The sequence below is a fragment of the uncultured Butyricimonas sp. genome (genome assembly GCF_959596855.1).
Classification (GTDB): domain Bacteria; phylum Bacteroidota; class Bacteroidia; order Bacteroidales; family Marinifilaceae; genus Butyricimonas; species Butyricimonas muris.
Window position 1 is genome coordinate 1 of the sequence record NZ_CAUFYA010000060.1, and the last position, 26,137, is coordinate 26,137.

The 26,137-nt window shown below is 44.1% G+C and carries 19 protein-coding genes and 1 pseudogene; 10 read left to right on the forward strand and 10 right to left on the reverse strand.

The window, feature by feature from the left end:
- Positions 1 to 495: 495 nt before the first annotated feature.
- From Q5866_RS18730 to Q5866_RS18765, 8 genes are all read right to left on the reverse strand, one after another.
- Entirely contained in the window at positions 496 to 1,035 is a 540-nt protein-coding gene (locus Q5866_RS18730) for a sigma-70 family RNA polymerase sigma factor (protein WP_303181821.1), read from the reverse strand.
- Between the two features lie 332 nt (positions 1,036 to 1,367).
- Positions 1,368 to 2,792: a hypothetical protein gene (locus Q5866_RS18735; protein ID WP_303181824.1), complete on the reverse strand. Its 1,425-nt coding sequence runs from the start codon at positions 2,790 to 2,792 to the stop codon at positions 1,368 to 1,370.
- 24 nt (positions 2,793 to 2,816) lie between these two features.
- Complete coding sequence (locus tag Q5866_RS18740) at positions 2,817 to 3,599, reverse strand: DUF4843 domain-containing protein (protein WP_099292623.1); 783 nt, start codon at positions 3,597 to 3,599, stop codon at positions 2,817 to 2,819.
- An 18-nt stretch (positions 3,600 to 3,617) separates the two neighbouring features.
- Complete coding sequence (locus Q5866_RS18745; RefSeq protein ID WP_099292624.1) at positions 3,618 to 5,072, reverse strand: RagB/SusD family nutrient uptake outer membrane protein; 1,455 nt, start codon at positions 5,070 to 5,072, stop codon at positions 3,618 to 3,620.
- Between the two features lie 22 nt (positions 5,073 to 5,094).
- A complete protein-coding gene (locus Q5866_RS18750) occupies positions 5,095 to 8,424 on the reverse strand; it encodes a SusC/RagA family TonB-linked outer membrane protein (RefSeq protein WP_303181827.1) in 3,330 nt (1,109 codons plus the stop codon).
- 174 nt (positions 8,425 to 8,598) lie between these two features.
- A complete protein-coding gene (locus Q5866_RS18755; protein WP_303181829.1) occupies positions 8,599 to 11,265 on the reverse strand; it encodes a zinc-dependent metalloprotease in 2,667 nt (888 codons plus the stop codon).
- Positions 11,266 to 11,306: 41 nt separating this feature from the next.
- Complete coding sequence (locus Q5866_RS18760; RefSeq protein ID WP_303181831.1) at positions 11,307 to 12,479, reverse strand: FecR family protein; 1,173 nt, start codon at positions 12,477 to 12,479, stop codon at positions 11,307 to 11,309.
- Between the two features lie 294 nt (positions 12,480 to 12,773).
- Positions 12,774 to 14,681, reverse strand: coding sequence for a RecQ family ATP-dependent DNA helicase (locus tag Q5866_RS18765; protein ID WP_292269223.1), 1,908 nt, complete (start codon positions 14,679 to 14,681; stop codon positions 12,774 to 12,776).
- A 105-nt stretch (positions 14,682 to 14,786) separates the two neighbouring features.
- Here Q5866_RS18765 and Q5866_RS18770 point away from each other — a divergent pair, with 105 nt between their 5' ends.
- The 4 genes from Q5866_RS18770 (at position 14,787) to Q5866_RS18785 (ending at position 20,514) form a co-directional block, all read left to right on the forward strand.
- Entirely contained in the window at positions 14,787 to 15,629 is an 843-nt protein-coding gene (locus tag Q5866_RS18770) for a peptidyl-prolyl cis-trans isomerase (protein WP_292269204.1), read from the forward strand.
- Between the two features lie 112 nt (positions 15,630 to 15,741).
- Complete coding sequence (locus Q5866_RS18775; RefSeq protein WP_186975598.1) at positions 15,742 to 17,079, forward strand: peptidylprolyl isomerase; 1,338 nt, start codon at positions 15,742 to 15,744, stop codon at positions 17,077 to 17,079.
- A 27-nt stretch (positions 17,080 to 17,106) separates the two neighbouring features.
- A complete protein-coding gene (locus Q5866_RS18780; protein WP_292269201.1) occupies positions 17,107 to 18,681 on the forward strand; it encodes an OstA-like protein in 1,575 nt (524 codons plus the stop codon).
- 66 nt (positions 18,682 to 18,747) lie between these two features.
- Positions 18,748 to 20,514, forward strand: coding sequence for an O-antigen ligase (locus Q5866_RS18785; RefSeq protein ID WP_292269199.1), 1,767 nt, complete (start codon positions 18,748 to 18,750; stop codon positions 20,512 to 20,514).
- On the opposite strand, the gene Q5866_RS18790 is transcribed toward Q5866_RS18785, so the two are convergent.
- Entirely contained in the window at positions 20,494 to 21,192 is a 699-nt protein-coding gene (locus Q5866_RS18790) for a response regulator transcription factor (RefSeq protein WP_099292631.1), read from the reverse strand. The two genes, Q5866_RS18785 and Q5866_RS18790, sit on opposite strands and share 21 nt — an antisense overlap.
- Positions 21,104 to 22,606 (reverse strand): sensor histidine kinase KdpD, encoded by a 1,503-nt coding sequence (locus Q5866_RS18795; RefSeq protein WP_141560966.1) that lies wholly within the window; start codon positions 22,604 to 22,606, stop codon positions 21,104 to 21,106. The genes Q5866_RS18790 and Q5866_RS18795 overlap by 89 nt, the downstream gene beginning before the upstream one ends.
- Before the next feature lie 44 nt (positions 22,607 to 22,650).
- Here Q5866_RS18795 and Q5866_RS18800 point away from each other — a divergent pair, with 44 nt between their 5' ends.
- From Q5866_RS18800 to Q5866_RS18825, 6 genes and pseudogenes are all read left to right on the forward strand, one after another.
- The gene (locus Q5866_RS18800) at positions 22,651 to 22,872 is read left to right on the forward strand and encodes a hypothetical protein (RefSeq protein ID WP_099292633.1); all 222 of its coding nucleotides are present in this window, start codon (positions 22,651 to 22,653) and stop codon (positions 22,870 to 22,872) included.
- 5 nt (positions 22,873 to 22,877) lie between these two features.
- Positions 22,878 to 23,915, forward strand: a complete 1,038-nt coding sequence (locus tag Q5866_RS18805) for a BF3164 family lipoprotein (protein WP_292269195.1) — start codon at positions 22,878 to 22,880, stop codon at positions 23,913 to 23,915.
- Positions 23,916 to 23,926: 11 nt separating this feature from the next.
- The gene (locus tag Q5866_RS18810) at positions 23,927 to 24,346 is read left to right on the forward strand and encodes a DUF1573 domain-containing protein (protein WP_099292635.1); all 420 of its coding nucleotides are present in this window, start codon (positions 23,927 to 23,929) and stop codon (positions 24,344 to 24,346) included.
- A gap of 204 nt (positions 24,347 to 24,550) precedes the next feature.
- Positions 24,551 to 24,832, forward strand: coding sequence for an NVEALA domain-containing protein (locus tag Q5866_RS18815; RefSeq protein ID WP_099292637.1), 282 nt, complete (start codon positions 24,551 to 24,553; stop codon positions 24,830 to 24,832).
- Positions 24,833 to 24,890: 58 nt separating this feature from the next.
- Positions 24,891 to 25,907: a BF3164 family lipoprotein gene (locus Q5866_RS18820; RefSeq protein ID WP_099292638.1), complete on the forward strand. Its 1,017-nt coding sequence runs from the start codon at positions 24,891 to 24,893 to the stop codon at positions 25,905 to 25,907.
- A 32-nt stretch (positions 25,908 to 25,939) separates the two neighbouring features.
- A pseudogene (locus tag Q5866_RS18825) lies at positions 25,940 to 26,137 on the forward strand (hypothetical protein); the annotation flags it as partial.

A 26,137-nucleotide genomic window follows, 5' to 3' on the forward strand; every position in this document is an offset into this window, starting at 1 on the left:
GATCAGAAGCATCGAACAAAAAATTCTAGACATTTTATTTAAACCCTATAATAAAGTTTCCTTTCGTTTACTATTTTATAAATTCTTGTATCTAATATACACTTCTACCATAACTAAAAACTTCCGATAAACCGCTAAGGTATATCCAATACCTTAAAAATCAACCCAAATACATCTAAATATATAGTAAAACAATATGCATCACCATGTGTCAACATTCAAAACACATGCAAATGTACCACAAAAATATACCATCATTTCCCGTAATTTACATTTTAACACGTGTATTTTACAACATAGCGAACAAAAGTAATAGAATAATTAAGAACCGTCAATTCCCCTGACAAATTATTTCATTGACTTACTGCATCAGGAAAAGACGGCAAAAGAAATTGCAATTTCACCAACAAAAAGAAGGCAAAAAATTATTTATTGAGGAAAACGAAAGGTAGGGAAACCTTTTTCGTAATTTGCTACCCGAACATAGCAAAAAGACTAGAAAAAACAGCGCAAACACCATTGATAGGGGCCCATATTCTTACGAAGTTGCTTTAGAGCTTCCCCCTTTTTATTTTTAATCGTCTGCTCGGAAAGATTCAATTCTTCGGATATCTCTTTCGTGGAATACCCTTCCAGACTCATGGCCATAATATCACGATAATCACCGGATAATCTGGCTATCTCCGCCCAAATAATCCGTTTCACTTCATTTTCAATAATCTCGTTTTCAATATCACAAACAGAAGCTTGCTGTAATAATGCTTTGTTTTTTATATCCAAATGCCGCAACTCGTTCAGACAAGCGTTTCGGACACAAGTATACAAGAACCCGATAATCGCCTGAAAAGAAGTAAACTGCCCGTGTTTCTCCCAAGTTTTTATAAAACTCTCGTGCACGACATCCACACACATATCCTCTTCACGCAAGAAACGACTCGCGTAAACCCCCAACGTGGCAAAATATTGATCATACAATATCTCCAAGGCTTTCTCGTCACCTTTCACAAAACCATCATACAACGCTTTTTGTTTCATCAACATACAAATTTACTTATGTATTAATAAACGTTCGATTATTGATATCCAAATATAGTAAAAATCCAAATCTTTTTCAAATAACTAAAGAGATATTTAATAGTTTACAATCAATATTTTAACACTGTATATTGTTTTAGTCAGTCGTGTTAGTTTTTTTTGCACTCTCTTTTAACGAAGGTTTAATGATTCGCTCACACGGCTTCTTTTCAACATGTACTCCTTGTCATTAGAAAATATTCCAACCCCTCCTCAACAAACAGAGAAAGAGCCGGAATACTTAAATCAGATTACAGGAATCTTAAATCTAAAATCATTAAATCCAAAATCTCCTACACTCTCTCTTTATAAATCACAGTCACGGGTTCATCCCCTATATTCTTGTGCGTTTCCACCAAGCGACTATTTTCCGTGTCATAAATATAAAGACTGCCTTTCAAGGTTTCAGTACTATTTTTCTCGTACACACCGACATAAAGATAACCGTGGTCAGGATCCAAAGAAAGAGTCTTTATTTCCATTCCATCCGGCACCGTTATAACAGGTTGCGTGGGTAACTCCTCGTAAGGTTTATATCTATAAATCGCATTCTTATACGTGTAATATACACAAGTATGGGGTTTTACTCCTACCAGTATGGAATTACGATCCATACATATCTCTCCCGTAGCCGTGTATTCTTTCATATTGGCAGCCGTTGGTTTACCAAAACTACTTGAAGTTGTACGACCGATATATACCTTGGAAGGATCATCTTTCCGTGTGGCAAATATATACAAGTTCGTACCGATAAAGCAAGTCTGTATAATATCCAAATCCGCGAAATTACTTCCACTCGTTACAATATACTTTGATGTACTGGCAATATAATACGTTGAATTCTCGTAATTCACGAACACGGGTTTATTATAGGGAATCCCCGCATCAACATCCAAATCCGCAAAAGCATCCAACACGAGTAATTCATCCAGCATCGTTTCATAAACATAAGCCCTTCCGTCGGAAGAATACACGTGCATATTATCCTGACTCGAAATTCCAATAAATTGCTGAAGAGCGGCATTCGGGAATCTCGCGGCAAAGGAACTTGCCATCTCGATACCGAAAGTTCTGGAATCCATATTATATATTCTCGCGTCACTACCGGAACTAATCATCAAGCGTCCGTCATGCTGTATCATGTCGGTCACGTTCTTTAATTCCATATCCGGGTTACAAACCTCCATAATATCATCTTGGAAATAAGGCTCCTTCCCCGCGCTAATCTCCTCTCTTGTCAAGGTTTTCATGAACGAAAGCCGACCTTTTCCCTCGCTATTCTTACTAAGCATCGTGATCCCCTCGGCATATTCCGTGTCAATCTGCAACACGAAATACTTAAATTCGGTTGTTTCACCGTTATCCACTTTCAACCTTAAACCGAACGTACCCAATTTCCGGAAAGCATAATTCAATTCCAACTCTGTCGACACAACATGAAGCGTGTCTTTGATCGGATAAGGCTTTAAAGCTCCACTCGACATATTCAACTCCCCGTATGCCCATTCGTAAGTCAACGGCAACTCCTCTCCCGACTGTTCCACCTTCACGTGATTTACCACTAACTCTTCCCCGAAATAAGTGGTAAGCGTGTCGTAAGCTGCCGAAATAGAAACCTTCGATACATTATTCCTCCCCAAAGTTGAGTCGTCATCATAACAGGAATACATTCCTGCCATGATACAGAATAACAGAACTATATAAGATTTTGTTTTCATAACATATTCTTTTTAATTTCTTTACTACCGAATAAACCTATCCGGATTTACCATAGCAAACCCCTCGTAAGTATTCGCCGGATCACTATAAAAATCATAAGCCGGTTTGAACACGTAATTGATCCAGATTATATTACCCGCCCTTTGGTAAAATCCGGCTGGAGCATCCTCCAAGTAAAGCCCGTATTCCTTCACCGCATCGGCATAGAAAACCGGTTTCAACTCCTCCAACTGCCAGAAATATTCCAACATCTTCCGGTACAACCTGTCATTATTCTGCGCGTAAACACCTAAATAATTGGCTGCCCACCACTGGGGAGCAGGCAATGCCCCGTCCACAACAGCCAATCGATAAAAATTCTTGGCTATCGGTTGGAAGTTTTCGTTTTCCTTAAACCGCAAGTAGATGTACACGGGACTATCCATAATATCATCCGTACGTTCCAACACGAGCGACAATTCCCCATCCACTTCATTCTTGGGGATAACCAACTTGCCAAATTTAAAGTGCTTATCCAACACGGCCGTCGAAGAGTCCGCCACCATTTCCACCTCGTACTCCTGTTCCTCGTTCATCGGCATCCCGATCACCTTTACCGGAATCTTGTACTCGATTTCCGACTCGTTGTACAAGGCAAAACTGAAAAACACGGTATCATTAGCCGTCTTCTCGACTGCATGCAATCTATCCCACGTGAAATAAATCGACCTTTTCTGGTTTGCGTCATAATAAACAGCATCGTTACTGCAAGCCCATATTCCCGAGAAAAGGACTATTCCGATATATATCAAATATTTATTTTTCATAACGACTCACTTTAATAGTTATTCATTAGGGCGATAATCTTCTTCCTCTGTCGGTAACGGCAAAGCATAAATTTTATCGCTACCGGGAATCACGGCCGAAGAAGTCGCCAATCTTACCGAACTGTTCAATCGTTTCAAGCAGAACCACCATTGTCCTTCCCCGAACAACTCTTTTCTTCTTTCCGCCATGATATCATCCAACGTGATCTCAACAGCAGGTGTACGATTCTCGAACTTCACCATTCCGCGGGCGCTGAGCACCGTATCCAAATACCACGTTGCACCCGTTACATCCCCCTCGTCCAACAGAGCCTCTGCCATAATATAATACATTTCGGGGATTCTCACCATACTGGTTCCCAAGTAAGGCCCACCGCCATAACTCGTGGTTGTAGAAGTCGTATCGGATACCCGTCCCATCATTTTCACGCATATATCCCTACTAACCCCACTCTTCTCGTAAGTTTCGAACCAAGCCGAATAGCGGTAATCGCTCCCCGGCGCGGGCCCCGCGTCTTTATAAATATCCGCAAAACCGTCACACAACTCTCCCAATCCTTGCCGATTGATATGTTGCGTGTACCAGTCGGAATATATTTCAGCATTATACAATCCCCAGATCGTTTCGTCCAAAGAAATTGTTTTCTGCATGAAGCTACTCAAGTTCGTCTTATTGGCAAAACGGAATTTATTGGAACGAATCACCTTATCGGCATACGTTTTGGCTTTTGCCAAATCACCTTTCATCCAGTACACCCGAGCCAACATAGCCTGTGCCGCGTAAAGATTAAAATGCAATACCCGTGCCCCGGTAAAACCTTTCTCGCTCCCGACCCTATTGGCAGGCATATACGTTTCGTCATCCGCCAACAAAGTTTCCGCCTTCTCCAAATCGGCAATAATCTTCCCGTAAACATCCGCCACGGAAGAATAAGGCGTTACTTTGAAATCATATTCCGTTACATACGGGATAGCTTTCGCTTTCGCCGACTCGTTCGAGGAATTGATATGCACGGCAAAGAACCGCAACAAATCGAAATGAATAGCAGCCCTCAATCCCAAAGCCTCGCCCATGTATAAATCATAATAACGGAAATCCTTCTCGCTCTTTCCTTCCAGATTCTCGATAATATTATTCAAGTAGCTAATCGTCAAGTATCCCGTTTTCCAAATACTCTTGTACATTCCCCGAGTTTCACTCCGGTCATACTCCAAACGCCCCAGATAAGGCAGATACGAATAGGTGGAAACGAAATTCTGTCCCAATATCTCCGGTATCATATTCGACATCAACCGACCATACATATCCTTGGTTACCATCGTCATGTACACACCGTAGAGAGCATCTTCAACCCCGTCTGCCGAGTTGAACATATCGCCATTAATCACTTCCGAATCCGGATTCACATCCAGAAAACTGTCACAACAGCAGAAGGAAAACGATATACACAGTAGAATTATTATCTTTTTCATACTCTTTTCTATTTACAGTTTGCTAAAAAGTCGGTCTAAACGTGATATTAAAACTCCTCTCGAAAGGATAGGAAGTTCCTCTTTCCAACTTCATGGAAGAGAAACGCGCGATATCGCTCATCCCGAAACCCACGTTCAAACGCTTGACACCGATCCGCTTCAACCATTCCGGTTTAAACTCGTAAGTAAGAGAAATACTCTTGATCTCGAATAAATTATCACGTTCCACGAAACGTGCCGAATAACGTTGAGCATCACTTTTGCTTTCCGGAATTCCCAAAAAACGTTTCAAATCACCCGGTTCCTTCCACCTGTCGGTAAAAGCCCGGCGATCCACATTCTCCCAAGGGTTAATATTTTCTACCTTATCAGCAAGCGTACTATTATAGGCATCTCCCCCGAACTTGTACCCCGTCGTGATATTCAACGTGAACCCCTTGTAAGTAAGGCTGGTAAATATACTTCCCTCGAGAATAGGGTTCGTGTTGCCCACTTCTACTCGTTCATCCGTATCATAATCCAAAGTATATTCCCCGTTTTTGGTGATAAAAACTTCTTTTCCGGAAGCCGGATCAATACCTGCCGACCGCATGGCATAGATAGCGAATTGTGAACCTCCCTCTTCAAATCTCAGAGAAGGACGTGCCCCCAAAGACTGGGTTACCTCGTAAGCCTTCAATGCCGTGGACACGTTTGTCAATTTATCCATCGTGTGCGAACCGTTCACGGTAACCATCCAATACAAATCCTTTTGTCTTATGATTTGTCCCGATATTGAAAACTCGTATCCCGAATTTTCCAGCTTACCCATATTTACCTGCACCGAAGACACCCCCACCGACCACGGTAAAGAGATCGGCATCAAAGCATCCTTCGTCTTGTTCTTGTAGTAACTGGCATCAATATTCACACGCTCGTTCAACAACGTTGCACTCAAACCCCAATTATATTTCGTCGTGAGCTGCCAATTCAAATTCGGGTTTCCCATCGTGATAGGCACGGCACCGATTCCCGCGTAATGTATCAAATCGGTCTTATACTCGTAAGTCGTCATCGCTTGATAGGGCGAGAAGGTCACGTTAGCCGTGGAACCCACGCTGAAACGTAAACGTAGCATATTCAACCAACTGACATTACTCATGAAATTCTCTTTATCCACGTTCCAACCGATACCCGCCGTCCATACCGGGGCAAAACGATGTTCGCTTCCGAACTTTGATGAGCCGGCAGACTTATAAGAACCGTTCAAAAAATAACGTCCCAACAACTCGAAACTACCATTCACGAAAAAACCTACCTCCGTGGATTTCTTATCACCTCCCGAGGGACGAGTACTGGCATACTGCGATGCAAATTTAATATCCGTCATCCCGTCTTTCAGAAATCCTTCCGCTTTCGTCGTGATTGATGAAGAATTGTTAATACCGATATCTGCTCCCGCGTTCAAAGATACCACCGTGTTTCCGTCTTTATTCAAGGGCAAACGATAATTCAACACGAACTTGCCCGCCCAACTGGTTCCCTCGTTATTCGTGAAAGAATAGGTTCCCCGCTTGTTCAAGGTAGCCCCCTCGAATGAAGAATCATCCGGCGACACGTACACTTTGCTCCACGACTCCGTCATCTTCACGTTCATATCTCCCGTGATAAAGAAAGACTTGAAAATATCCCAACGCATACTCAAATAATTCGTGAACGACTTACTTCTCCCCTTGTTAAAACTGGATAGAGTCGCGTTATACAACGGATTGCCTTGATTCTTAGAATCTGAAGAACTACCGGACAACGGATCAAAATAATAAAGTTTGATATACTCCCCGTCCTCGTCATATACCGGGTTATACGGGTTCAATTTCGTGTACGTGGAGAAATCCCCGTAAGGACTCGCTTTACTATCCGTCATCGAAAAAGCGAAACGATACGTGAAAGTCAACTTATCGCTCAAATGATAAGCGAAAGTGAAATTCAACCCGTATCTTCTACGGTTATCCCCTTTCATCACACCGTAAGAATCTCCGAAACTCCCGTTCGCCTTGTACTCGATCCCGTTGCCCCTACCGGACAGATTCACCGAATGATTGTGCGAGAAAGCCCAGCGCAAAGGTTTGGAAGGCCAATCCGTGTCTACCCCCCGCCGCACGTTATCCAATTTATAATAATAAGCCGGATCAAGACTACCATCCACGTTATCGTACAACCCGGCAAGACGTTCCAATTCCAACTTCTGTGTTGCATTAGTCAATCGCAAGGAAGTTAAATCGGGATAACTGAAATTGGGTGTAAAATTATAACTGAACCGGGGCTTCGTTCCTTTTACCCGTGAACGCTCTACCAGAATCACACCGTTGGATGCCTTCTCCCCGTACAATACCGCGGCAGAAGCATCCTTCAACACGTCTATTCTCTCTATATCATGAATATCCAAGTCATACAACTCTTCTATCGAGATTTCCACCCCGTCGAGCATTATCAAAGGGGTATTCACGTCCGCTTGATTTTCCGTCATAATAGAATTGGCACCCCGAATCAAGATCTCGGGGATAGCATTCGGGTTTGAGCCTTGCTCGTTATTCTCCATGATTCTCAACCCCGGAGTCAAGGCAGCCAAAGCCTGTATCACGTTGGTTGAAGACACTTTCAACAAATCCTCCCCCTTCACGGTCGTGATTTCACCGGTATACGCATTCTTCGACTGCGTGTAATACCCCGTGACTACCACGTCTTCCAACACCTTCGTGTCCTCTTTCATCACCACGTTCAACTCTTGTGATTTCGTGATCGTGAAAGTCTGGCTCGACATACCGATAAAATTGAAAATCAACACCATTTCTTTCTGAACGGGGATTTCCAACTTGTACTTTCCATCCACATCGGTAGCCACCCCCAAAGTCGTACCTTTCAACAGTACCGTGGCTCCGGCGAGCGGGGTTCCTTCCTCGTCTTTTACCTCTCCCGTGATCGTGATCTTTTCCACGGTTTTGGTTTCCTGACGCTTTTTGATCACCACCACGTCATTGACAAATGAATAGGTGTATGGTGTATCTTTCAAACAATAATCAAGAACTTCCCGGATAGTGGCATTTTTAAACTCTCTCGTGATCAAAGAGATTCCCTTAATTTCCTCGTGGTTGTAAACAAAATCCAACGAGGTTTCCTTCTTCAACGTATTCAGCACCTGCAACATCGTGGCTTTCTCGAATTTCAGATTCAGAGGTGTCTTCTCGTCGTATTTCCGGGACAACGAATCACAGAAACCGGAAAAACTGAATAGAAGAATGCAACAAAGCGACAGGCAAACCTTAAACATTCGCCGCAGCTTGTCACCGGATTTCAAAGACAGATTCATTTTCATATTCAACATATTTAGGTTGTTAATTGGTCCATAAGGTCCGTAAAGTCCATAAGGTCGAAAGTTCATGGCCCCCCGCGGGGCGCTTTGTTCACGGCAGCTTTGCTGCCGATTTAATCTGGTCCGAAGGACACCCGTGACCTTATAGACCTTATGGACCTTACGGACCTTATAGACTCATTTCTCATTCAACGCTTTCAACGCCTCATCCAACGTGTAAAGCATCGCTTGGTAGTGTGCCTTCGTTTCGGTATCTGCCGAAGACAATTTACTGTTCAACAAATTCTTCACCCGAATAGCGTAAGCGTGGAAACGGGTTTTGGAATCATCGATAGTGCGGGTATTCACGCGGTATTGCCACCCGTAGCCGTACTTGAAAGAATTAAGAGCCATTTGTTTCGCCACGAAGCCGCATCCCCGTTCACGTTCTATCTCCCGCAATTCATCCCGAAACGCACTCACCAAACCGGATTCGTCCAGACCGTAAGTGACAATTTCATCCACGGAAGGCATATACGCCTCGTTCCCCACGGCAGGCACATCCTCATCAGTCAACACTTTCACCAATTTCGACTTCTTCGTGATCACGTCGGCAGACTGGTCTATCGACAAACGTTGCAAGATCTTCTCCCCTTCGGTCGGCTTCCGGTTCTTAATAGCACTTTCCCAAACTTGGGCGTACATATCGTCAAAATAATCTTTCATCGTGTAGGGATTCTTGGATACATGGGCGGAAAGCATCACGTTCTTGTAACATCCCAACAACTCGGTTCCAGTGTAATAGCGCACGATCGGGGGCAAGGCAACCCGCAACGAGAACTGGTCGGTCAACGTTTCGTTGTGCAGCCAATCACTATTCTTCAATTGATTCAACACCCACAAGAAAGATTTCCGTTGCACCTCTCTCGGCACGGATTGGTACGTCTTACCCGGTGTTCCCACTTTCACTTCCGACAGGTAAATACCACCCACGTTATACATCACGTTGCGCAAATAACGATAATACTGGTTCCCCAACTCGTTATACATCTGCTCCTTGTAAGCACCGTCCGCGTCATCCTGAATCCACTCGTTCAAGTGTGACAAAATATATTTCAGATTCCGTATCCCGTACTCCCCCGCCTTAATCGGGTCATTCCCCAAATCTTCCTCGATAGCACTCGGGTCATAACGCTCTATCACCTGCTGTTTCCCGTAGCGGTACAACGGATCGCCCGCTTTCTCGTCTATCCAACTCTCCAACACGGCTGCCTCCTCTTTCGGGCTAAGTCCCGGTAGTGGCGTGTACAACCATTTAATCACGTACTCGTCATACACTCCCAGATCGGGCGGAGTCAATTTCACCCCTTTATCGCCCGGCTGCGCCACGTAATTAAAGCGGGCGTAGTCCATGATAGAGGGAGTCGTGCCATACTTTCGAGTGAAAGTTGCCGACCGCAACGAGTCCACGGGATAGGCGGCCGAAGCAGCCATATTATGCATCAAACCAAGCGTATGACCAATCTCGTGAGCGATAATATACTCCAAAGATTCCGCCAATACGTTATCCGGTAGCTTCTTCCCCCTCACGGATTCATCCACTTGTGAAGTCTGCAAGAAACGCCATTGGTTCACGAGCTTCGCCACATCATTGAAAATAATCACGGACGCGTTGATAATTTCCCCGGTTCTCGGGTCTGTCCACGAGGGTCCCATGGCATTGGATATCGCTGCCGGCACGTAACGAATACAGGAATACTTCAAGTTATCGGGATCGAAATTCGGGTCGTCCTTCGGGAAATCCAACACTTGCACCGCGTTCTTGAACCCGATCTTCTCGAAAGCCTTGTTCCAACGCGAAGTACCCCGACGCATCGGCTCCTTCCACGCTTCCGGGAAAGCATCGTCCAGATAATACACGATCGGTTTCACGGGTTCCACCAACTCGCCCCGTTTGTAGGCTTCCATATCCTTGGGTTCCAACTTCCAACGGGTAGCCAGAGTATAGGCCTGAATCTTATCCTGATCGGTCGAGATATGCTGTTTCGCATTCGTCAGGAACACCCCCACGCGGGAATCGCTGACACGGGGATGCATCTTCTCCTCCGGCAACAACAACAGCGTGCGCGTAGCCTTCACCGTCAACGGCTCGTTCCTTTTCAATAAAAGTATACCCAACATCTTCGCCGTCACGGAATAAGAAAGGTATGATTTCACCGTCACGTTATCGTCAAACGCTTTAATATCATCCAGAATAGACCCGGAACTATTAAACGCCGCCGTGATCTCCACCGTTCCCCCCGAATTGGCTATCGGCGCCAACTTCTCCACGTTCCCCGTGAACAGGGAGGTCATATCGACCAGAAAAGCAGAACTATCGTTCGTGTAGCAATAAATCTTGAACGAGTTGATAATCGGGTCCATAAAACTCCGCTCCATCACGGTTTTCATGTGTCCCTCGTTCTCGTTACAGGTGGCCGTCACGTTCACCTCTCTCATGAATATCGTGCTATCGGTCTTCGTGAACTTGATATGCATAGGCGGTTTCGGTTTGTACCCGATAGCGCACAGGTTATTGTCACTCGCCTCAGAAATCGTCGATGCCAACAACATTTCCCGGTTCAGGTACTTCGCGGGAATCTCGAAATAAAGTTTCCCGTCCACCTTATGCAAGGTAACAAAATTGCCCCGTGCCGTCACGCACAGCTTATTCTTCACCAGCTTGTCATACTTACTCTGCCGCTTCACGGGTTCTTTCTTCACCTCCGTGGTGGCTTTTTTCTTCTTTTTAGCGGAAGCAAAAGTTAGCTCCGGGCATGGCAATACAAATAGCATCACCATACTTAAGGTAATCCATCTTTTCATTTCAAAAATTTAAACCAAACTTATTTTTTCACTCTATACCTTTAGTGTACTTTCTCATGACTATCGTACACCGTAATCTTCTTATCATCACTTGTTTTAAATACCACGTCGGCAGCCTGCTCCATGATTTGCAATACGGCTGTTATATTCTCGTACCGGGGAATAAATCCCGAGAACTTGTATTCTTCGATTTCCGGGTTGTCAAACACGAAATCCACGTCATACCAGCGGGATATCTTTTTTAACAAATCCTTCAATCGTTCCTCGCTAAAACTAAACTGGTCTTTCGTCCACGAGATATACGAATCGACATTCACCTCCCGCGTGGTGATACCCGAACGTGTCACCGAAGCCATTACCCCGGGAATCAACAACACCCTCGTGTCCCCCCGCTCCACGTTCACCCGTCCCTCGACCAGCGTGGTCATAGACACGTCATCACTCGCGTAAGCCGAGATATTAAACGTCGTACCCAGTACTCTCACCTTGTAATCGGTACAATGCACGATAAAAGGTTTCTCCGCGTCTTTAGCCACTTGGAAAAATCCCTCCCCGTCAAGGAATACTTCCCGGGTATCGCCGTTAAACGCCTGCGGGAACCTTAATCGCGATTCGGAATTCAACATGACCTTCGTTCCGTCCGCCAATTGCAGGGAATAAGCCCCTCCTCGCGGAATCTCCAAGGTATTATACACAAGAGTATCCGAACCTGAACTCTCGTGATACACCAACGCCTCCCCGTTATTACTCACGAAAGGCAATCGCTCGATTAGTGTGTCAGTCATCACGGGTGTAATCTGTAACGTATCGCCCCCGGGCAAAATCAAAGAAGCCTTCTTGCTGAAAGAATACTCGCCGACTGGCAAGACTTTTGCCAACTGCCGGGGAGGCTCCTTCTCGGGAGCGAGCAAGATATAAGAAGCAATACCCAAAACGAGGAACGAAGCGGCAATTGCCACACGATACAAACGATGTGCGGAACGTCTTTTCCGAATACCTTTCTCCACGACAGCCCACTCCCTGCGGGTATCAAATTGCTTGTACAGCGCGTACTCCGCATGTTCCTTGTATTCACGTTCCAAACGTCGGTACATCTCCTCGTTGGCCTTCGAACAAAATTTCCACGATATAAAAAGTACCTCTTCATCCGGGGTCAATTCCCCCCGAAGACTCCGTACAATCAAACGAATAATATCATCATTCTCTTTTCTCATCTCATCGCTATTTCCCTTATAACACTTCACGAGAAAAAAGGTACCGATGATTCTAAAACTTTTTTTCTTTCACTAAATAAAACTCGAAATATATCCTTAGTTTTATGTTCCCTATATTATCCTCTACCCCTACTTTACCTTAAAAATACTGGTTTAACATACCACAAAGGCAGCATAAACGACGGGTTACGTTCATGATACGTCCATGATACGTTCATGCTACGTTCACGAGGTAGCGAAAGGGTAGCGTAAGGGGTAACGAACCCTTTACCATACACAAGTTACAGGTAAACTTTACCGGCTTATCAATCCAAGAACAGACGGAGTGACATATCGAATCTTCCCTTCATCCAGTAATGCCCGAATCCGCTCGACCACCACCTCCGGTGACACACCTATTCCACGGACTAATTCATTTACAGGAACATCCCGCCCCGCGAGCAATTGCAATATCCGCTCGTCCGTCCCGACAGGTTTCTCCCTTATCGACGCTTTCTTCCGACTGATACACACGTCACATATACCGCAGGCTTCGCTTTCCTTCTGCCCAAAATATTCCATCAACAACAATTGCCGACACGTTTCCTTGTCCTCGCAATAACGCACCATAGCCTCGATCTTGCTCGCATATGCGTGTTTGCGCTCCTCGTAAGCCTCCCGACCGATAGACACGTATGACAGAGGCAAGCGGGGACGGTGGAAAATAACATAAGGTTTCGTGTCCCCCGGCACGTAACGGATAATCTTGCGTTTAGCCAGAGTAACGAAAGCATCATACAACTCTTTCCGCTTTATCCCCAGTTGATCCGCTAAAAAGCCCTCGTCAATATAAGCATCTTGAACAAAAATACCCGCGTAGTTTCTCATTAGAAGTACCAATAACTTCTCCATTAAAGGGTTACCCGTGTCAATATCGTACAAACGATCACGCACGACGATAAACATCACCCGGGAACGAGTATTCAAATCGGTCGTGTAAGTCAGATATCCCGCCACGTCCAATATTTCAATGGCAGACATCGCTTTCGCCAAGTTCAACTTGAAATTTGTCACGAATACATCCGGGTTAAATTCCGACACGAGCCCCTCGCCCTCGCCTTCACCCAATTGATAATAGTTAAACAAAGCCTCGTACACCCGTTTAATATACTCTTTCGACGGGAACGCATCCTCTATACGCCTTTTTAACGCACCCACGGCCGGGGGAGAAGACAACAACACGGCATACGCCCGCTTCCCGTCCCGTCCGGCTCGTCCCGCTTCTTGGAAATATGCCTCGGGACTGTCCGGAATATCGTAATGCACCACTACCCGCACATCCGGTTTGTCAATCCCCATCCCGAAAGCATTGGTAGCCACGATAACGGGTACTTCCCCGTTCTTCCATAATTCCTGACGCCGTGCCCGCTGTAAAGAAGACAAACCGGCATGATAGAAATCGGATTTTATTCCCGATTTATTCAAGAAAGCGGCCACGGACGAGGCTTTCTCCCGTGTACGCACGTACACGATAGCCCCTCCCCACACCTTGGACAATATGTTATAAAGTTCGAGCGGTTTCGCCTCCGTTTCCCGAATCACGTACGAGATATTCTCTCTACGGAAACTCTTTGACAGGACACGGGGAGTCTCGAAACGAAGTTGTTGCTGGATATCTTTCACCACTGCCGGGGTTGCCGTGGCGGTCAAGGCGAGGATAACCACCCCGGGGAAGTATTCCCGCACATCCGCTATTCGCAAGTACGCGGGGCGAAAATCATATCCCCATTGCGATATGCAGTGAGCCTCGTCTACCGTGATCATGCACACGTTCATCATCCGTAATTTTTCACGGAAACGCTCGGAATACAAACGCTCGGGAGAAACATAAAGGAACTTCACCGTATCGTAAATACACTTATTAATAATAGATGCCACCCGTTCCGTCTTCATCCCGGTATAAATCGCCTCAGCCGAAATCCCTCTCCCTTTCAGATCTTCCACCTGATCTTTCATCAACGCGATCAAAGGAGTCACCACCAGACAGACGCCCTCCATCGCCAATCCCGACACCTGATAAGTAAGGGACTTACCCCCGCCCGTCGGCATAAGGGCAAGTGTATCCCTCCCGCTCATCACGGAGCGGATAATATCCTCTTGCAGGGAACGAAACTCATCATATCCCCAGTACGTTTTCAATATATCCTTTATATCGCGGGTCATCATTCGAAATCTTCCACAAAAATACAAAATACACGAAAAAACTGCCACGAATCGATAGAATTAAATCGCTTTTTATTATTTTCGCCCGAATATAATTCAAGCGAGATGATGAAATTACAATATATACTGTTGATAACCCTTTTTCTGGGCGCGTGTAAAGAAAATTTCCCCGAAGAGGAAAAGCCCGTTGCCAAAGCATTTGATAAATATTTATTCCTCTCGGAAGTAAATAGTATCATCCCCGCCGGCGCCCCCTCGGCAGACAGCACGATCATGGCACAAAGCTACGTGAGAAACTGGATAACCAAGGAACTCCTGCTCCACAAGGCAATCCAGAATCTAAGCGATGAAGAAAAGAATATCCGCAAGCAAGTGGAAGATTACTCCTCGTCCATCCTCATCCATAAATACAAGGAGAAACTCGTGGCTCAAAAACTCGACCGGGGTATCAGCGATGCCGAGATAGCGCGATATTACGACAACAACAAGTTCAACTTCATACTCAACACTCCCGTCGTGCGGGCATTGTTTATCGTGTTGCCGAAATCGGCTATCAATATTGACAACGTACGGAAATGGTTCCGCTCGAAAGATGCCAAAGATCAAGCGGCACTGGAAGAGTATTGCATTACTTCGGCTAAAAAATACGATAACTTCAATGACCAATGGATACCCTTGCGCGATATATTGAACCTGTTGCCCATCACGGGCAACGATTGGGAAGCCAAATATAAAAACAAAGAGTTGATAGAAACGGAAAACGACGAGAATTACTATTTCCTGAAAATATACGAAACTCGCCAAGAACACGAAACTGCTCCCCTCGGGTACGTGAAAAAAGAAATCGAAATACTATTATTGAACAAACGCAAAATAGCCTTCGAGGAAAACCTAGAGAAAGACATAAACGCGGAAGGAACACGTAAAGATTACGTCAAAATTTATTAACAGGATTTGAAAATTAAAAATAAAAAAGCGAAAACGAACGGATTATTCTTAGATTTGAAGAAAAAGTATTAGTTTAGAGCGTTTTTATTGAGTATAAATTTATTAAAGGATTATGAGATATTTATCACTGCTTATACTTTTATTTTTAGCTAGTTATGCTTCAGCACAAAAGAACGTGATTGACAAGATTATCGCTGTGGTCGGAGAAGAAATCGTGTTGAAATCAGACATCGAGAACGATTTTTTACATGAACAGACGCGAAGCGCAATCGCTAACCAAGCCGATGCCAAAGCTCAAATATTCGAGAACAGACTGGTTCAGAAGCTATTGATGGCGCAAGCCAAAATAGATAGTATTGCTGTTAGCGACACAGAGGTAGAAGCACAATTAAACTCTCAGTTGGAAGAATACGTGAGAAACATCGGTTCACGTGAGAAACTGGAAAGCTATTTCGGTAAATCATACGAGGAAATCAAAAACGAAATGCGTACCCCGATGCGGGAACAAATGATCACCAATCGGATGCAACAGAAAATAGTGGAAAACGTTCGGGTTACCCCTTCGGAAGTACGTTATTTCTACCGCAAATTCAACAAAGACAGTTTACCGGAAGTGGGTGACAGATACGAGATACAACAAATCGTGATTAAACCGAAAATTGCCGACACGGAAAAAGAACGTATCCGGAACCTGCTTAGACAATACCGCGATGACATCCTTGAAGGCAAACAATCATTCAACACGTTGGCAGTACTCTACTCGGAAGACCCGGGAACCGCCGCTAAAGGTGGAGAATTGGGTTATATGTCCAAGAACGAGTTGACACCGGAATTTGCCGAAGCGGCATTCAGTTTGAAACCGGGAAAAATATCCAAAATCGTGGAATCGGAATACGGTTTTCACATTATCCAATACATCGACCGCCAAGGAGATAAAGTAAACGTTCGTCATATCTTGTTACGCCCTAGAATTGAAGAAAAAGACCGTGAAGCAGCCCTTCAACGTCTGGACAGTCTGGTGACTACCATCAAAAACGGGGAATGGACATTCGAAGAAGCCGCTTTCTGGGTATCAACGGATAAAAAAACCAGTAAAAACGGCGGACTCCTTTTCAACGCGTACGATGCGGATTCCAAATTACCGAAAGAGTTAATCAAAGGAGATATGGCTCGTCAGGTAAACAGCTTGCAAGTAGGTGAAATCTCCGAACCCTTTCTCGACAGAACAGAAATAGGCGACGAGTACAAAATCATCAAAATAAAAGCGTATTACCCCGCTCACACGGCTAATCTTGAAGATGACTGGATGAGCTTCGAGAACGGGCTGAAAAGAAAAAAAGAACAGGAAGTTATCGAGAAATGGATCAAGGAAAGACAAGCGAATACCTATATCCATATCGACGATGAATACAAAAACATCAAATTCCACTACGACGGTTGGATTAAATAATTGATGATCTAAGATTGACTATTTTTCATGGCAAGAGCAGGTATTTGGGTTGGAATGTTATGCGTGTTATGGGGATTATTCCCCGTAAACGGTATGGCACAAGTAAAAAAGTCGAAAGTAAACATTCTGAATGCCGATCAATTTTACCCGGGAACGGAACAACAACCAAGTAGATTTATCGGAAACGTCCACATGAAACATGAAGATGTACTCATGTGGTGTGATAGCCTCTATCAAGTAGAACGACCGGATACCAATTACATCGAAGCCTTTGGGCATGTACGAGTCAATAAAAACGACAGTATCCACATGACAGGGGATTACATGTATTACGACTCGAACAAAAAAATGATACAAGTACGCCGGAACGTAACCCTCAAAGACCCGCAAATCACGCTAAAGACCAATTATCTGGATTATGACGGGATTTTCGACATCGGGTACTATTTCAACTGGGGTAACCTGAAAGATGAAGTAAACACGCTGGATAGCAAACAAGGCACCTACTTCACGCAATCCAAGCTCGCCTTCTTCAAGGATAGCGTGAAAGTGGTTTCCCCCGATTACGATATCTATTCCGATACATTGAAATACAACACCGAGACGAAACTGGTGTACATCCTCGGTCCCACCAATATTTACGGCAAAGGCGAAGACAACAACACTCTCTACTCCGAAGACGGATGGTACGACTCCAACTTGGGGCATGCCGAGTTGTATAAAAATAACCGCCTCACCCACCTCACTTACACGGGATACGGCGACACCATGATTATTGATAGTATCAGCGGCATGGCAAACTTGTACCGGAACATCACTTTGATAGACTCGGTCAACAACGTGATCGTGAAAGGACATTACGCCCAGATGAACCGGGAAACCAACCAGTCATTCGTCACCGACAGCGCCCTGCTTATCCTTTGCAGCAAACAGGATTCCCTGTTCCTGCACGGCGATACCCTGTATATGGAGCAAGATTCCGCCAAGAATCAAATACTACGCGCATTTCATAAGGTCAGATTCTTTAGCCAAGATATACAAGGCGTATGTGACTCTATGGTATACCTGACCGCAGATTCAACCGTAACCTTGTACAATGAACCCGTTACATGGGCATCCGGTTACCAGATGACTGCCGAAAAAATATCACTGCTCACGGGTAACGGGCAAATCAAACAATTCTATTTGAACAACAAAGCCTTCATGGTCGGACGACGATGGGATACCGAAATGTTCGACCAGATCAAAGGAAGAAATATGACCGGATATTTCAAGGATAACGAATTATACATGGTATACGTGGACGGGAGTGGCGAAACCATTTACTACCCGGATGACCAAGGTGCCATTATCGGTGTCAATCGTGCCACCAGTTCCAACATCCGTATCATGATAGAGAAACGACGGGTGACAGATATCATTTTCATAAACAAACCCGACGGTGACCTGACTCCCCTCTTCCTTGTCGACCCGAGAGAAGAACGTCTGAAAGATTTCCGCTGGTTGAAATACCTGCAACCCCTCGATAAATACGATATCTTCAACACCCCTCAACCACCTAAACAAGAAGAGGAAGAAGACGAAACAAGCGATAATTCTTAGAATATTATCAACTTTCCATTATACATATTATATATATTTTCCTACTTTTGCATAAAACGACGTAAAATGCTATTGAAGGAGAATATTAAGACTTACACGCTAGGAACAATTGTTTTCATCATATCACTATTATTGTTGTCCTCTACTTTCATCACGGGAGGGGAACTGGAAAACCGTATAGCGAAAATCTTTTGGTTCTACTCGATACTTCCTTGGGTTGCAATACCCTGTGTATTGTTGGCATTGATCCGTCCTTTCCGTTTCACGCTCACGGATCTACTTGTATTTCTCTATATAGCGTACAGCCTGCTGAACCTGCACTACTTCGGGCAAGGAATACACGCCCGGGCGGGAATCCTTGTACTCGTTGGGGTAACCTATTTCCTTTTCAGGATACTCACCTCCTTCTCCTCCGGAAACTTCGTCAATGTCGCCCTTCTGGCTGTCGGATTTATCGAGGCGATGTGGGGTGCGGCACAGCTATACGGGCTCACTCCTTCATTTCACAACCAGTTCGACCTGACAGGTTCATTCTTTAACCCGGGGCCCTATTCCGGCTTTCTGGTCGCTATCTTTCCTCTGGCCTTACACTACGCCCTCACGACACACAAATGGCCTCATATCATTTCTATCGGCGTGGTAATCGCCCTCCTTCTCGTCCTGCCCGCTACCATGAGCCGGAGTGCATGGGTGGCAGCCATCGTCGGATGTGCAATTGTAGTGGGATACCATTATCACCTGCGTCAGCAATGCATCGCATTCTACCGGGCGCATCCCGTTATTACCCCTGTCGCCACGATTGTCATCTTTCTGGTCATTGGCATTTTAATGATCGGTACATACATGATGAAAAAAAGCTCCGCTGACGGACGCCTGTTGATTTGGAAAGTATCCACAACCATCATAGCTTCACACCCGGTAACAGGAACCGGTTTCGGGAACTTCGCCGGACCTTACGGGAAAGCGCAGGAAGCCTATTTCACGCAAGACAACTACACGCCACAAGAAGAACTCGTTGCCGATGCTCCGGAATCCGCGTTCAACGAGTTTATTCAAATCACCGTGGAAAACGGCCTTATCGGGCTATTGCTTTTTCTCGGCATCATCGCCTCCGCCATCCGGAATGCCTATCGAGCCCAAATACACAAACAAGCGGGACACGTGGGAGCGTTAATCGCTTTTCTCATCTTCTCCTGTTTCTCCTACCCGTTCAACGTGTTGCCGTTAGCCATCCTGTTCTCGCTACTCACGGCACAATGTACGGCATCGTCTTCCCCCCCGTCCCCCCGATGGATAGTGGGAATATTCTACCTGTTTTTACTTGTTCCCGTGTGGTACTTCACCTCGGGAAAAACAGAACGCATAGAAGCATTCAAACGCTGGAGAAGCGAACAAATCTATTTTAACATGCAGATATTCAAACGAACCGTGGACAATTACAGGGCGATATACCCCATTCTGAAAGATCATCCAGCCTTTCTGTTCGAGTACGGGCAATGCCTCTCCCGCACGGACAACCCAGACCAAAGTAACCGGGTACTTCGTGAAGCTGCCGTTCTTTCCTCCGACCCGATGATCTACAATATCATGGGAAAAAACTATCAGGCAATGCAACAATACGACTTGGCAGAAGCCACCTTCCTCACGGCATCCCGCATGGTTCCCAACCGAATCTACCCCCTCTACCTTCTCGCTAAAATGTACGCCGAAAGCGGACAAATCGATAAAGCCATCGTCACCGCCAACCTCGTCATCAACAAAAAACCGAAAGTATTCTCCTCCGCCGTCGAGGAAATGCAAAGAGATATGCGTTTACTTATCCGGAACTACTAAGAGGTAACAACCGTTATTATTGACTATTTCAACAGAGGGATCGGCTTTCAATATCTTTCGCAATTGTGATATATATGTTGATAATTCCCCTTTCTTGAGGTCATCGTCGAAATTCCATAATTCCTTGCATAATTCCGTACTCTTGATCTCTTCGTTTCTGCGTGTACAAAATATCAACATGATTTTCCCCTGCATTCCTTTTAATTTTGTCGCCTTACCGTCTATCGTCAAAATATTGGTAACCTTGTCATAAGTCATACGCGAAGACAGACGGAATACCCGTTGTTCACCTCTTTCCGCCCTTCTCATCGCATCTTTCAAACGCTTGCCCAAACGATCAACCAAAACCTTGACAGACCAATCCTTGCTCACGTAATCATCCGCACCCCCGTCCGCTTCCATAACAGACAATCCCTCTTGGTCGTATCCGGTAAATACCACGATAGGCACCTGAGTATCATTCTCCCGAATCAACCGGATTACTTCCTCCCCGGTTTTTTCCGGCATTTCGATATCCAATAACAATATATCCCATTCATCCTTTTGGTAAGCCTCCCATGCCTCATCCCCATTCGTCACGGCATAAACGTCAAATCCTTGCTCCAATAATATTTCCGTGTACGTAATCCGCATCTCCTTCTCGTCCTCGGCATACAAAAGTTTTATCTTTCTTTCCATAGTTATCTAATTTTATAGTGAACGTGGAACCTTTTCCCAATTCGCTTTCCACGTGAACTTTCCCTTTATGCCTTTTCACAATTTTCTGAACGGATGCCAATCCCAACCCGAAGCCTTTTGCTTTCTCATCCCTACCAACTCGCCAATACTCTTCAAAAATATAAGGTAAATCTTTTTTAGCAATACCTTTCCCCTCGTCCGTCACTGATACGACAAGGGCTTTCCCCTCCCGGTAACAAGCTACTTTTATAAAAACCGTTTCCCCGGAATACTTCACCGCGTTATCCATCAGATTCCGCAATGCGTACACGAACTGTTCCGAGAGCAACAACACGTTCGGCAACCTGTAATCCAACTCTACCCGAATATCCTTTTCCGGGTTAGCAAACTGCTCTTCCGCTGCCAACGCTACCAATTCCTCTTTCAATGAAATATCCACCCATTCCACTCGTTTGCGGTACATCAACATCGCCAACTGCAACACGTTACTCATTTCCCTTTTCAGCATGGCTGCTTTTTCCAACCCGATATCACACATCTCCTCGCCTTTCTCCCTATCCGAAACCTTCTGAATCTGCCGCTGCAATCGAAGAAATAGTCCTTCGACCGCTCCCACGGGTCTTTTCAAATCATGCATTCTTTGTCTTAAACACGCTTCCTGCAATTGTCGCAACTTCCTTTGTTTCCAAATCCTACAGGCAAAAGATACAATCAACACCACGAGTACCGACCCGACCAAAATAATCCCAGTAAACTGCCACCAGAACCTGTATAGAAAATCCTTCCACGTGAAATCAAAAAGCACTCCCACCTTCTCCCCGCTAATATATCCCAATCGCACGTATCCCGCTTCCTCCATATCCATATACCTCGTGTTACCCGGCGGATATACCTCTTTCGTGTTGCCCAATGAATCTACGCGACGGAAAGCGATTGAGAGATTACCGATTACTTCTTTCGCCCTATGCTTAACCAACGAATCCAAACAAGCCAAGGTAATCGGGTTCCGCAAGTTCACGTCGTAAGCCACGATAGCCTCTCTTTCAAAAGCCTTTTCTGAAGAATCCACTTTTACACGATATTCCTTCTCTCCAATACTTATCAACAACTCTCCTGTTTGAGCATCATTACTAATAGACCTAACAATACTATCAGGTTTCATTGCCTCTCTTTGACTCAATTCGCCAATATTCCAAAGAGTAGATTCTTTTAACTCTTTTTTTATTCTTCCCTCCTCTCCTGCATACAACAAATAAACAAGCCAGTATTGCAATAAAATAACAAAAACAATAGCTATTATCGCCATTACTACCTCCTTCAGCAATGGGACACCTCCTTTCGGTTTCAATTTTATGAAGATTTTATGAACTTGCATCTGTCTTTCTCCTATTTTTTCTCCATATTTTTGTTGCATACAACGAAAATAAAACAATGCAATATAAAAACAAATTTTGAAAAATGAAACAATTGAATCTAAAAAACACGATTATCGTTGCAGCAATACTGTTAGAAGTATTATTTACAAGTTTTTCACCTATTCATGAAAAAGAAGAAACTACACTACGCAATATCGAAGCTCTTTCAAGAGGTGAAAATTCAGTTTCTTCTTCGTGTATTAATGGCGAAGGCAGATGTATCATTAACGGTGAAATCTTATATGGCATGAGAAAGAAAGACTAACTATCATGAAAAAGCACCTTATCCCACTAATCATCCTCCCGCTATTTTTATCCTGTTCCACGGATAACAGCTATTTGAAGATCCCGGCATCCATCCAGACCTCGGGTAATGAAATCACCTCAACCCTCGTGACAAACCTTCACGAGTTTGGGATCACGACACCGCTAAAAATCACTAAACACGGGGATTTACTCGCAGTGGAACGACGTTATGAAGAAAATAACCTCAGCCTCATCGATCTTTCCAACCGCACCACTCGCGACTGGTTACCTTTCGGCAAAGGGGAAAATGAAGCATACACAATTGACAATCTATCGGTAAACGAACAAGGGGAACTATCCGTTTTCGATTTTGAAACCGGTAAACTCCATCGCCACAACCCGAAGGCATTAAGCCGCTCCGCGGCTCATCCCCTCGTGCTGGCAGAAGGCACCAACACTCACCTCTCGGCTATCCAAGGTGACGGATTCGTGATTTCCACCGGGCTTTACGAGCAAGGCCGCTACCGTTTTTATTCACTGGACGACGGCAGCGAATCATACGCCGTCCCCTACCCCGTGCATCCCGCTTATCCCGAGTTATCCGATTACGGGAAAAGCATCCTTTGGGCAAGCACCGTGCTACGCCTACGCCCGGACAACAAGGCTTTCGTCTGCACCGACATCCGTAGCGGTCAACTCGATATCTGTCGCATCAACGGCAACACGATCTCGCTCGTCTGCCGTCACACGTACTACTATCCCCACGTGGACATCAATGACGGTAAATACCCCGACGTGGCTTATTACTCGGATAACGTCACGGGCTTCCGGGAAGTGGCAGTGTCTAACGAACGAATTTACGTACTTTATTCCGGCAAGACTTACAAAGAATATGGGCAAAAAATCATCAACAGTTCCACCCTCCTCGTCTTCGACTGGAACGGAACCTTATTAAATAATTACACCCTGCCGGAAGCCGCCAATTACCTCGCGTTCGACACGGAAGAAAACCTACTCTACGGGACTACTCCCGACGCGAAACTTGTCCAATTCAACTTGTAACCACCATCATCATGAAAAAAACACACCTTATATATATAGGTATACTTGCCACATGTTCGGCAGCCATCATCATATGTTGGCTTGCCTTTACCGCTCCCGTTCAAGAATGGACAAACGCCCCGCTCACCACGGTGGAGATATTGCAAGATTCCGTCAATTTGCAAACCCTGCATTACGACGATCACCCCGATATAATCTTCATCATCAAGAACACGGGTAAACATCCCCTCATCATCCGGGATGTCGTCACCACTTGCGGCTGTACCGCCCCCCAATGGGACAAACGTCCCGTTCTACCGGGCAAGACAAAAGATATAAAAGTAACCTTCAAGCCCAACTCGCTTGGACGTTTCAACAAAACGATACAAGTGTTATGTAACACTTCATCCAAAATACACGAGCTGAAGCTAGACGGCAACGTGATTGAATAGAAGTCAAACAAACCATTAAACATCATCAGAGGGGAGAAAAGCGGTGCCGGAACAATCCTAGCAAGACCCCGACACCGCCGACTTCCTCAAAAAAGAAGAAAGTATAAAGGTATAAAAAATCCGAGACAAACGTCATCTCTCCTGTTGAAAGGATATACACGGGTAAAAGACGGAAAGAAATTATTATAAAAAAAAATAACAAGCATGAAAAAGAAAACATTAAATATTTTGTTCATATTCATTATCGCAATAATAACAAGCATTAGCATAAATATTAATTTATCAAAAAAAGAAAGTTTTGGAAATCTTGCTCTTAAAAATATTGAGGCATTAGCAAGAGGTGAGGGCGGCTCAGGCTCTGAATCAGGAAAAGCGACTTGTTACACAAGAGCTTCCGTAAATGTTAACGACGAATATTTACGATGTGTTGAATGCAAATATTATTCAGGTACAGGTGTTACAACTGGGGGATATTGCAAATGGTAAATTTAAAATCCAAGGGTTTAATATACCCTTGGATTCATAAACAAATAACTCTTTTTTTATGAAACTCTACATATTATCTATTTTTCTCGTATTCTGTTCATGCACAGAAAAAAGCATATTGAATCACAGCTCAATAAGATTCATTGAAGACTTTCCCAAAACACTTGAAATCACGGGAGAAAAAGTACCGTTAGACCTCGTGGGACCGTCAGCCTTCTTTATTATAGATTCTTTGCTCGTGATTCAAAATTACAACCAATCGAATTACCTTTCCGTCTATAATTTATGCCATTTGAATAAAATAAATGATTTCATTCCACAAGGAAGAGGGGCTAATGAATTTTTAGGGTTCACTTACTGTGATTATTATGATATTGATTCAAATCAAATACACATATATTTTACAGACATCAATCAAAGAAGTATGTTTTCTTTTAATCTTACACGTTCTATCATAGAAAACAATACTATCACGACACCACTGACCAGTTTCCGTGAAATTCCTTTCAAAACAAAATTCAAAAAAAACATGCCATTATTCACTCGCATTTACAAGCACGAGAAAAAACAAATAGCATACACGCAACATAATCTCCAAAATGAAATATCTCGTGAATACATCTTATATGATAAAATTACCGACATCGAGAGAAATCAAGTCGGTTCCGCAGATAAAATCAAACCGGACTTTAAAAAACTAGCCCAAGCAATGCTTCAATTTGACCAAATAAATATTCTCGACCTCGAGCAAGAAGAACACCTTTCACTTACAACCTCCAGAAATTTCATGCATTTACCTTTGGATGATAGCAAAGAACCGAACATGTACTACTCGGACCTATGCGTAACAGACAAACAAATATATGCCTTATACGCGAATCAACCAATAACACGCTGGGGATTAGACTCAAAAAAATCAGAAATTCAAGTATACGACTGGAACGGAAACCCTGTATGCAAAATAATTGTTCCCGAGTATCTTTTATATATTAATATCGACGAGAAAAACAAACAACTTTACGGTATTACTGCAGACGAAGAATTGTATCGATTTAATATACAAAATATCGAATAGACATAATAATAAATAAATTTTCAACCTATACCATGAAGTTCATTTGTATTTTATACATTTTCATTTTTTGTATTTCATGCAATCCAAATAAAGAAAGAGCTGAAATCATAGTGAAACAATGGCTTGAAAAGGAAATCAAATTCCCTGATACGATAAACATTAAACAAGATTCATTATGGAAATCATTAACAAGCAAAGAATTTAAAATTCTAACCATCGTGGACTCCAAT

Excerpts from the sequence above, each read along its gene's own strand:
- Q5866_RS18730 (WP_303181821.1), bottom strand. The coding sequence starts at position 1,035 with ATGAAACAAAAAGCGTTGTATGATGGTTTTGTGAAAGGTGACGAGAAA.
- Q5866_RS18735 (WP_303181824.1), bottom strand. The coding sequence starts at position 2,792 with ATGAAAACAAAATCTTATATAGTTCTGTTATTCTGTATCATGGCAGGA.
- Q5866_RS18740 (WP_099292623.1), bottom strand. The coding sequence starts at position 3,599 with ATGAAAAATAAATATTTGATATATATCGGAATAGTCCTTTTCTCGGGA.
- Q5866_RS18745 (WP_099292624.1), bottom strand. The coding sequence starts at position 5,072 with ATGAAAAAGATAATAATTCTACTGTGTATATCGTTTTCCTTCTGCTGT.
- Q5866_RS18750 (WP_303181827.1), bottom strand. The coding sequence starts at position 8,424 with ATGAAAATGAATCTGTCTTTGAAATCCGGTGACAAGCTGCGGCGAATG.
- Q5866_RS18755 (WP_303181829.1), bottom strand. The coding sequence starts at position 11,265 with ATGAAAAGATGGATTACCTTAAGTATGGTGATGCTATTTGTATTGCCA.
- Q5866_RS18760 (WP_303181831.1), bottom strand. The coding sequence starts at position 12,479 with ATGAGAAAAGAGAATGATGATATTATTCGTTTGATTGTACGGAGTCTT.
- Q5866_RS18765 (WP_292269223.1), bottom strand. The coding sequence starts at position 14,681 with ATGACCCGCGATATAAAGGATATATTGAAAACGTACTGGGGATATGAT.
- Q5866_RS18770 (WP_292269204.1), top strand. The coding sequence starts at position 14,787 with ATGATGAAATTACAATATATACTGTTGATAACCCTTTTTCTGGGCGCG.
- Q5866_RS18775 (WP_186975598.1), top strand. The coding sequence starts at position 15,742 with ATGAGATATTTATCACTGCTTATACTTTTATTTTTAGCTAGTTATGCT.
- Q5866_RS18780 (WP_292269201.1), top strand. The coding sequence starts at position 17,107 with ATGGCAAGAGCAGGTATTTGGGTTGGAATGTTATGCGTGTTATGGGGA.
- Q5866_RS18785 (WP_292269199.1), top strand. The coding sequence starts at position 18,748 with ATGCTATTGAAGGAGAATATTAAGACTTACACGCTAGGAACAATTGTT.
- Q5866_RS18790 (WP_099292631.1), bottom strand. The coding sequence starts at position 21,192 with ATGGAAAGAAAGATAAAACTTTTGTATGCCGAGGACGAGAAGGAGATG.
- Q5866_RS18795 (WP_141560966.1), bottom strand. The coding sequence starts at position 22,606 with ATGCAACAAAAATATGGAGAAAAAATAGGAGAAAGACAGATGCAAGTT.
- Q5866_RS18800 (WP_099292633.1), top strand. The coding sequence starts at position 22,651 with ATGAAACAATTGAATCTAAAAAACACGATTATCGTTGCAGCAATACTG.
- Q5866_RS18805 (WP_292269195.1), top strand. The coding sequence starts at position 22,878 with ATGAAAAAGCACCTTATCCCACTAATCATCCTCCCGCTATTTTTATCC.
- Q5866_RS18810 (WP_099292635.1), top strand. The coding sequence starts at position 23,927 with ATGAAAAAAACACACCTTATATATATAGGTATACTTGCCACATGTTCG.
- Q5866_RS18815 (WP_099292637.1), top strand. The coding sequence starts at position 24,551 with ATGAAAAAGAAAACATTAAATATTTTGTTCATATTCATTATCGCAATA.
- Q5866_RS18820 (WP_099292638.1), top strand. The coding sequence starts at position 24,891 with ATGAAACTCTACATATTATCTATTTTTCTCGTATTCTGTTCATGCACA.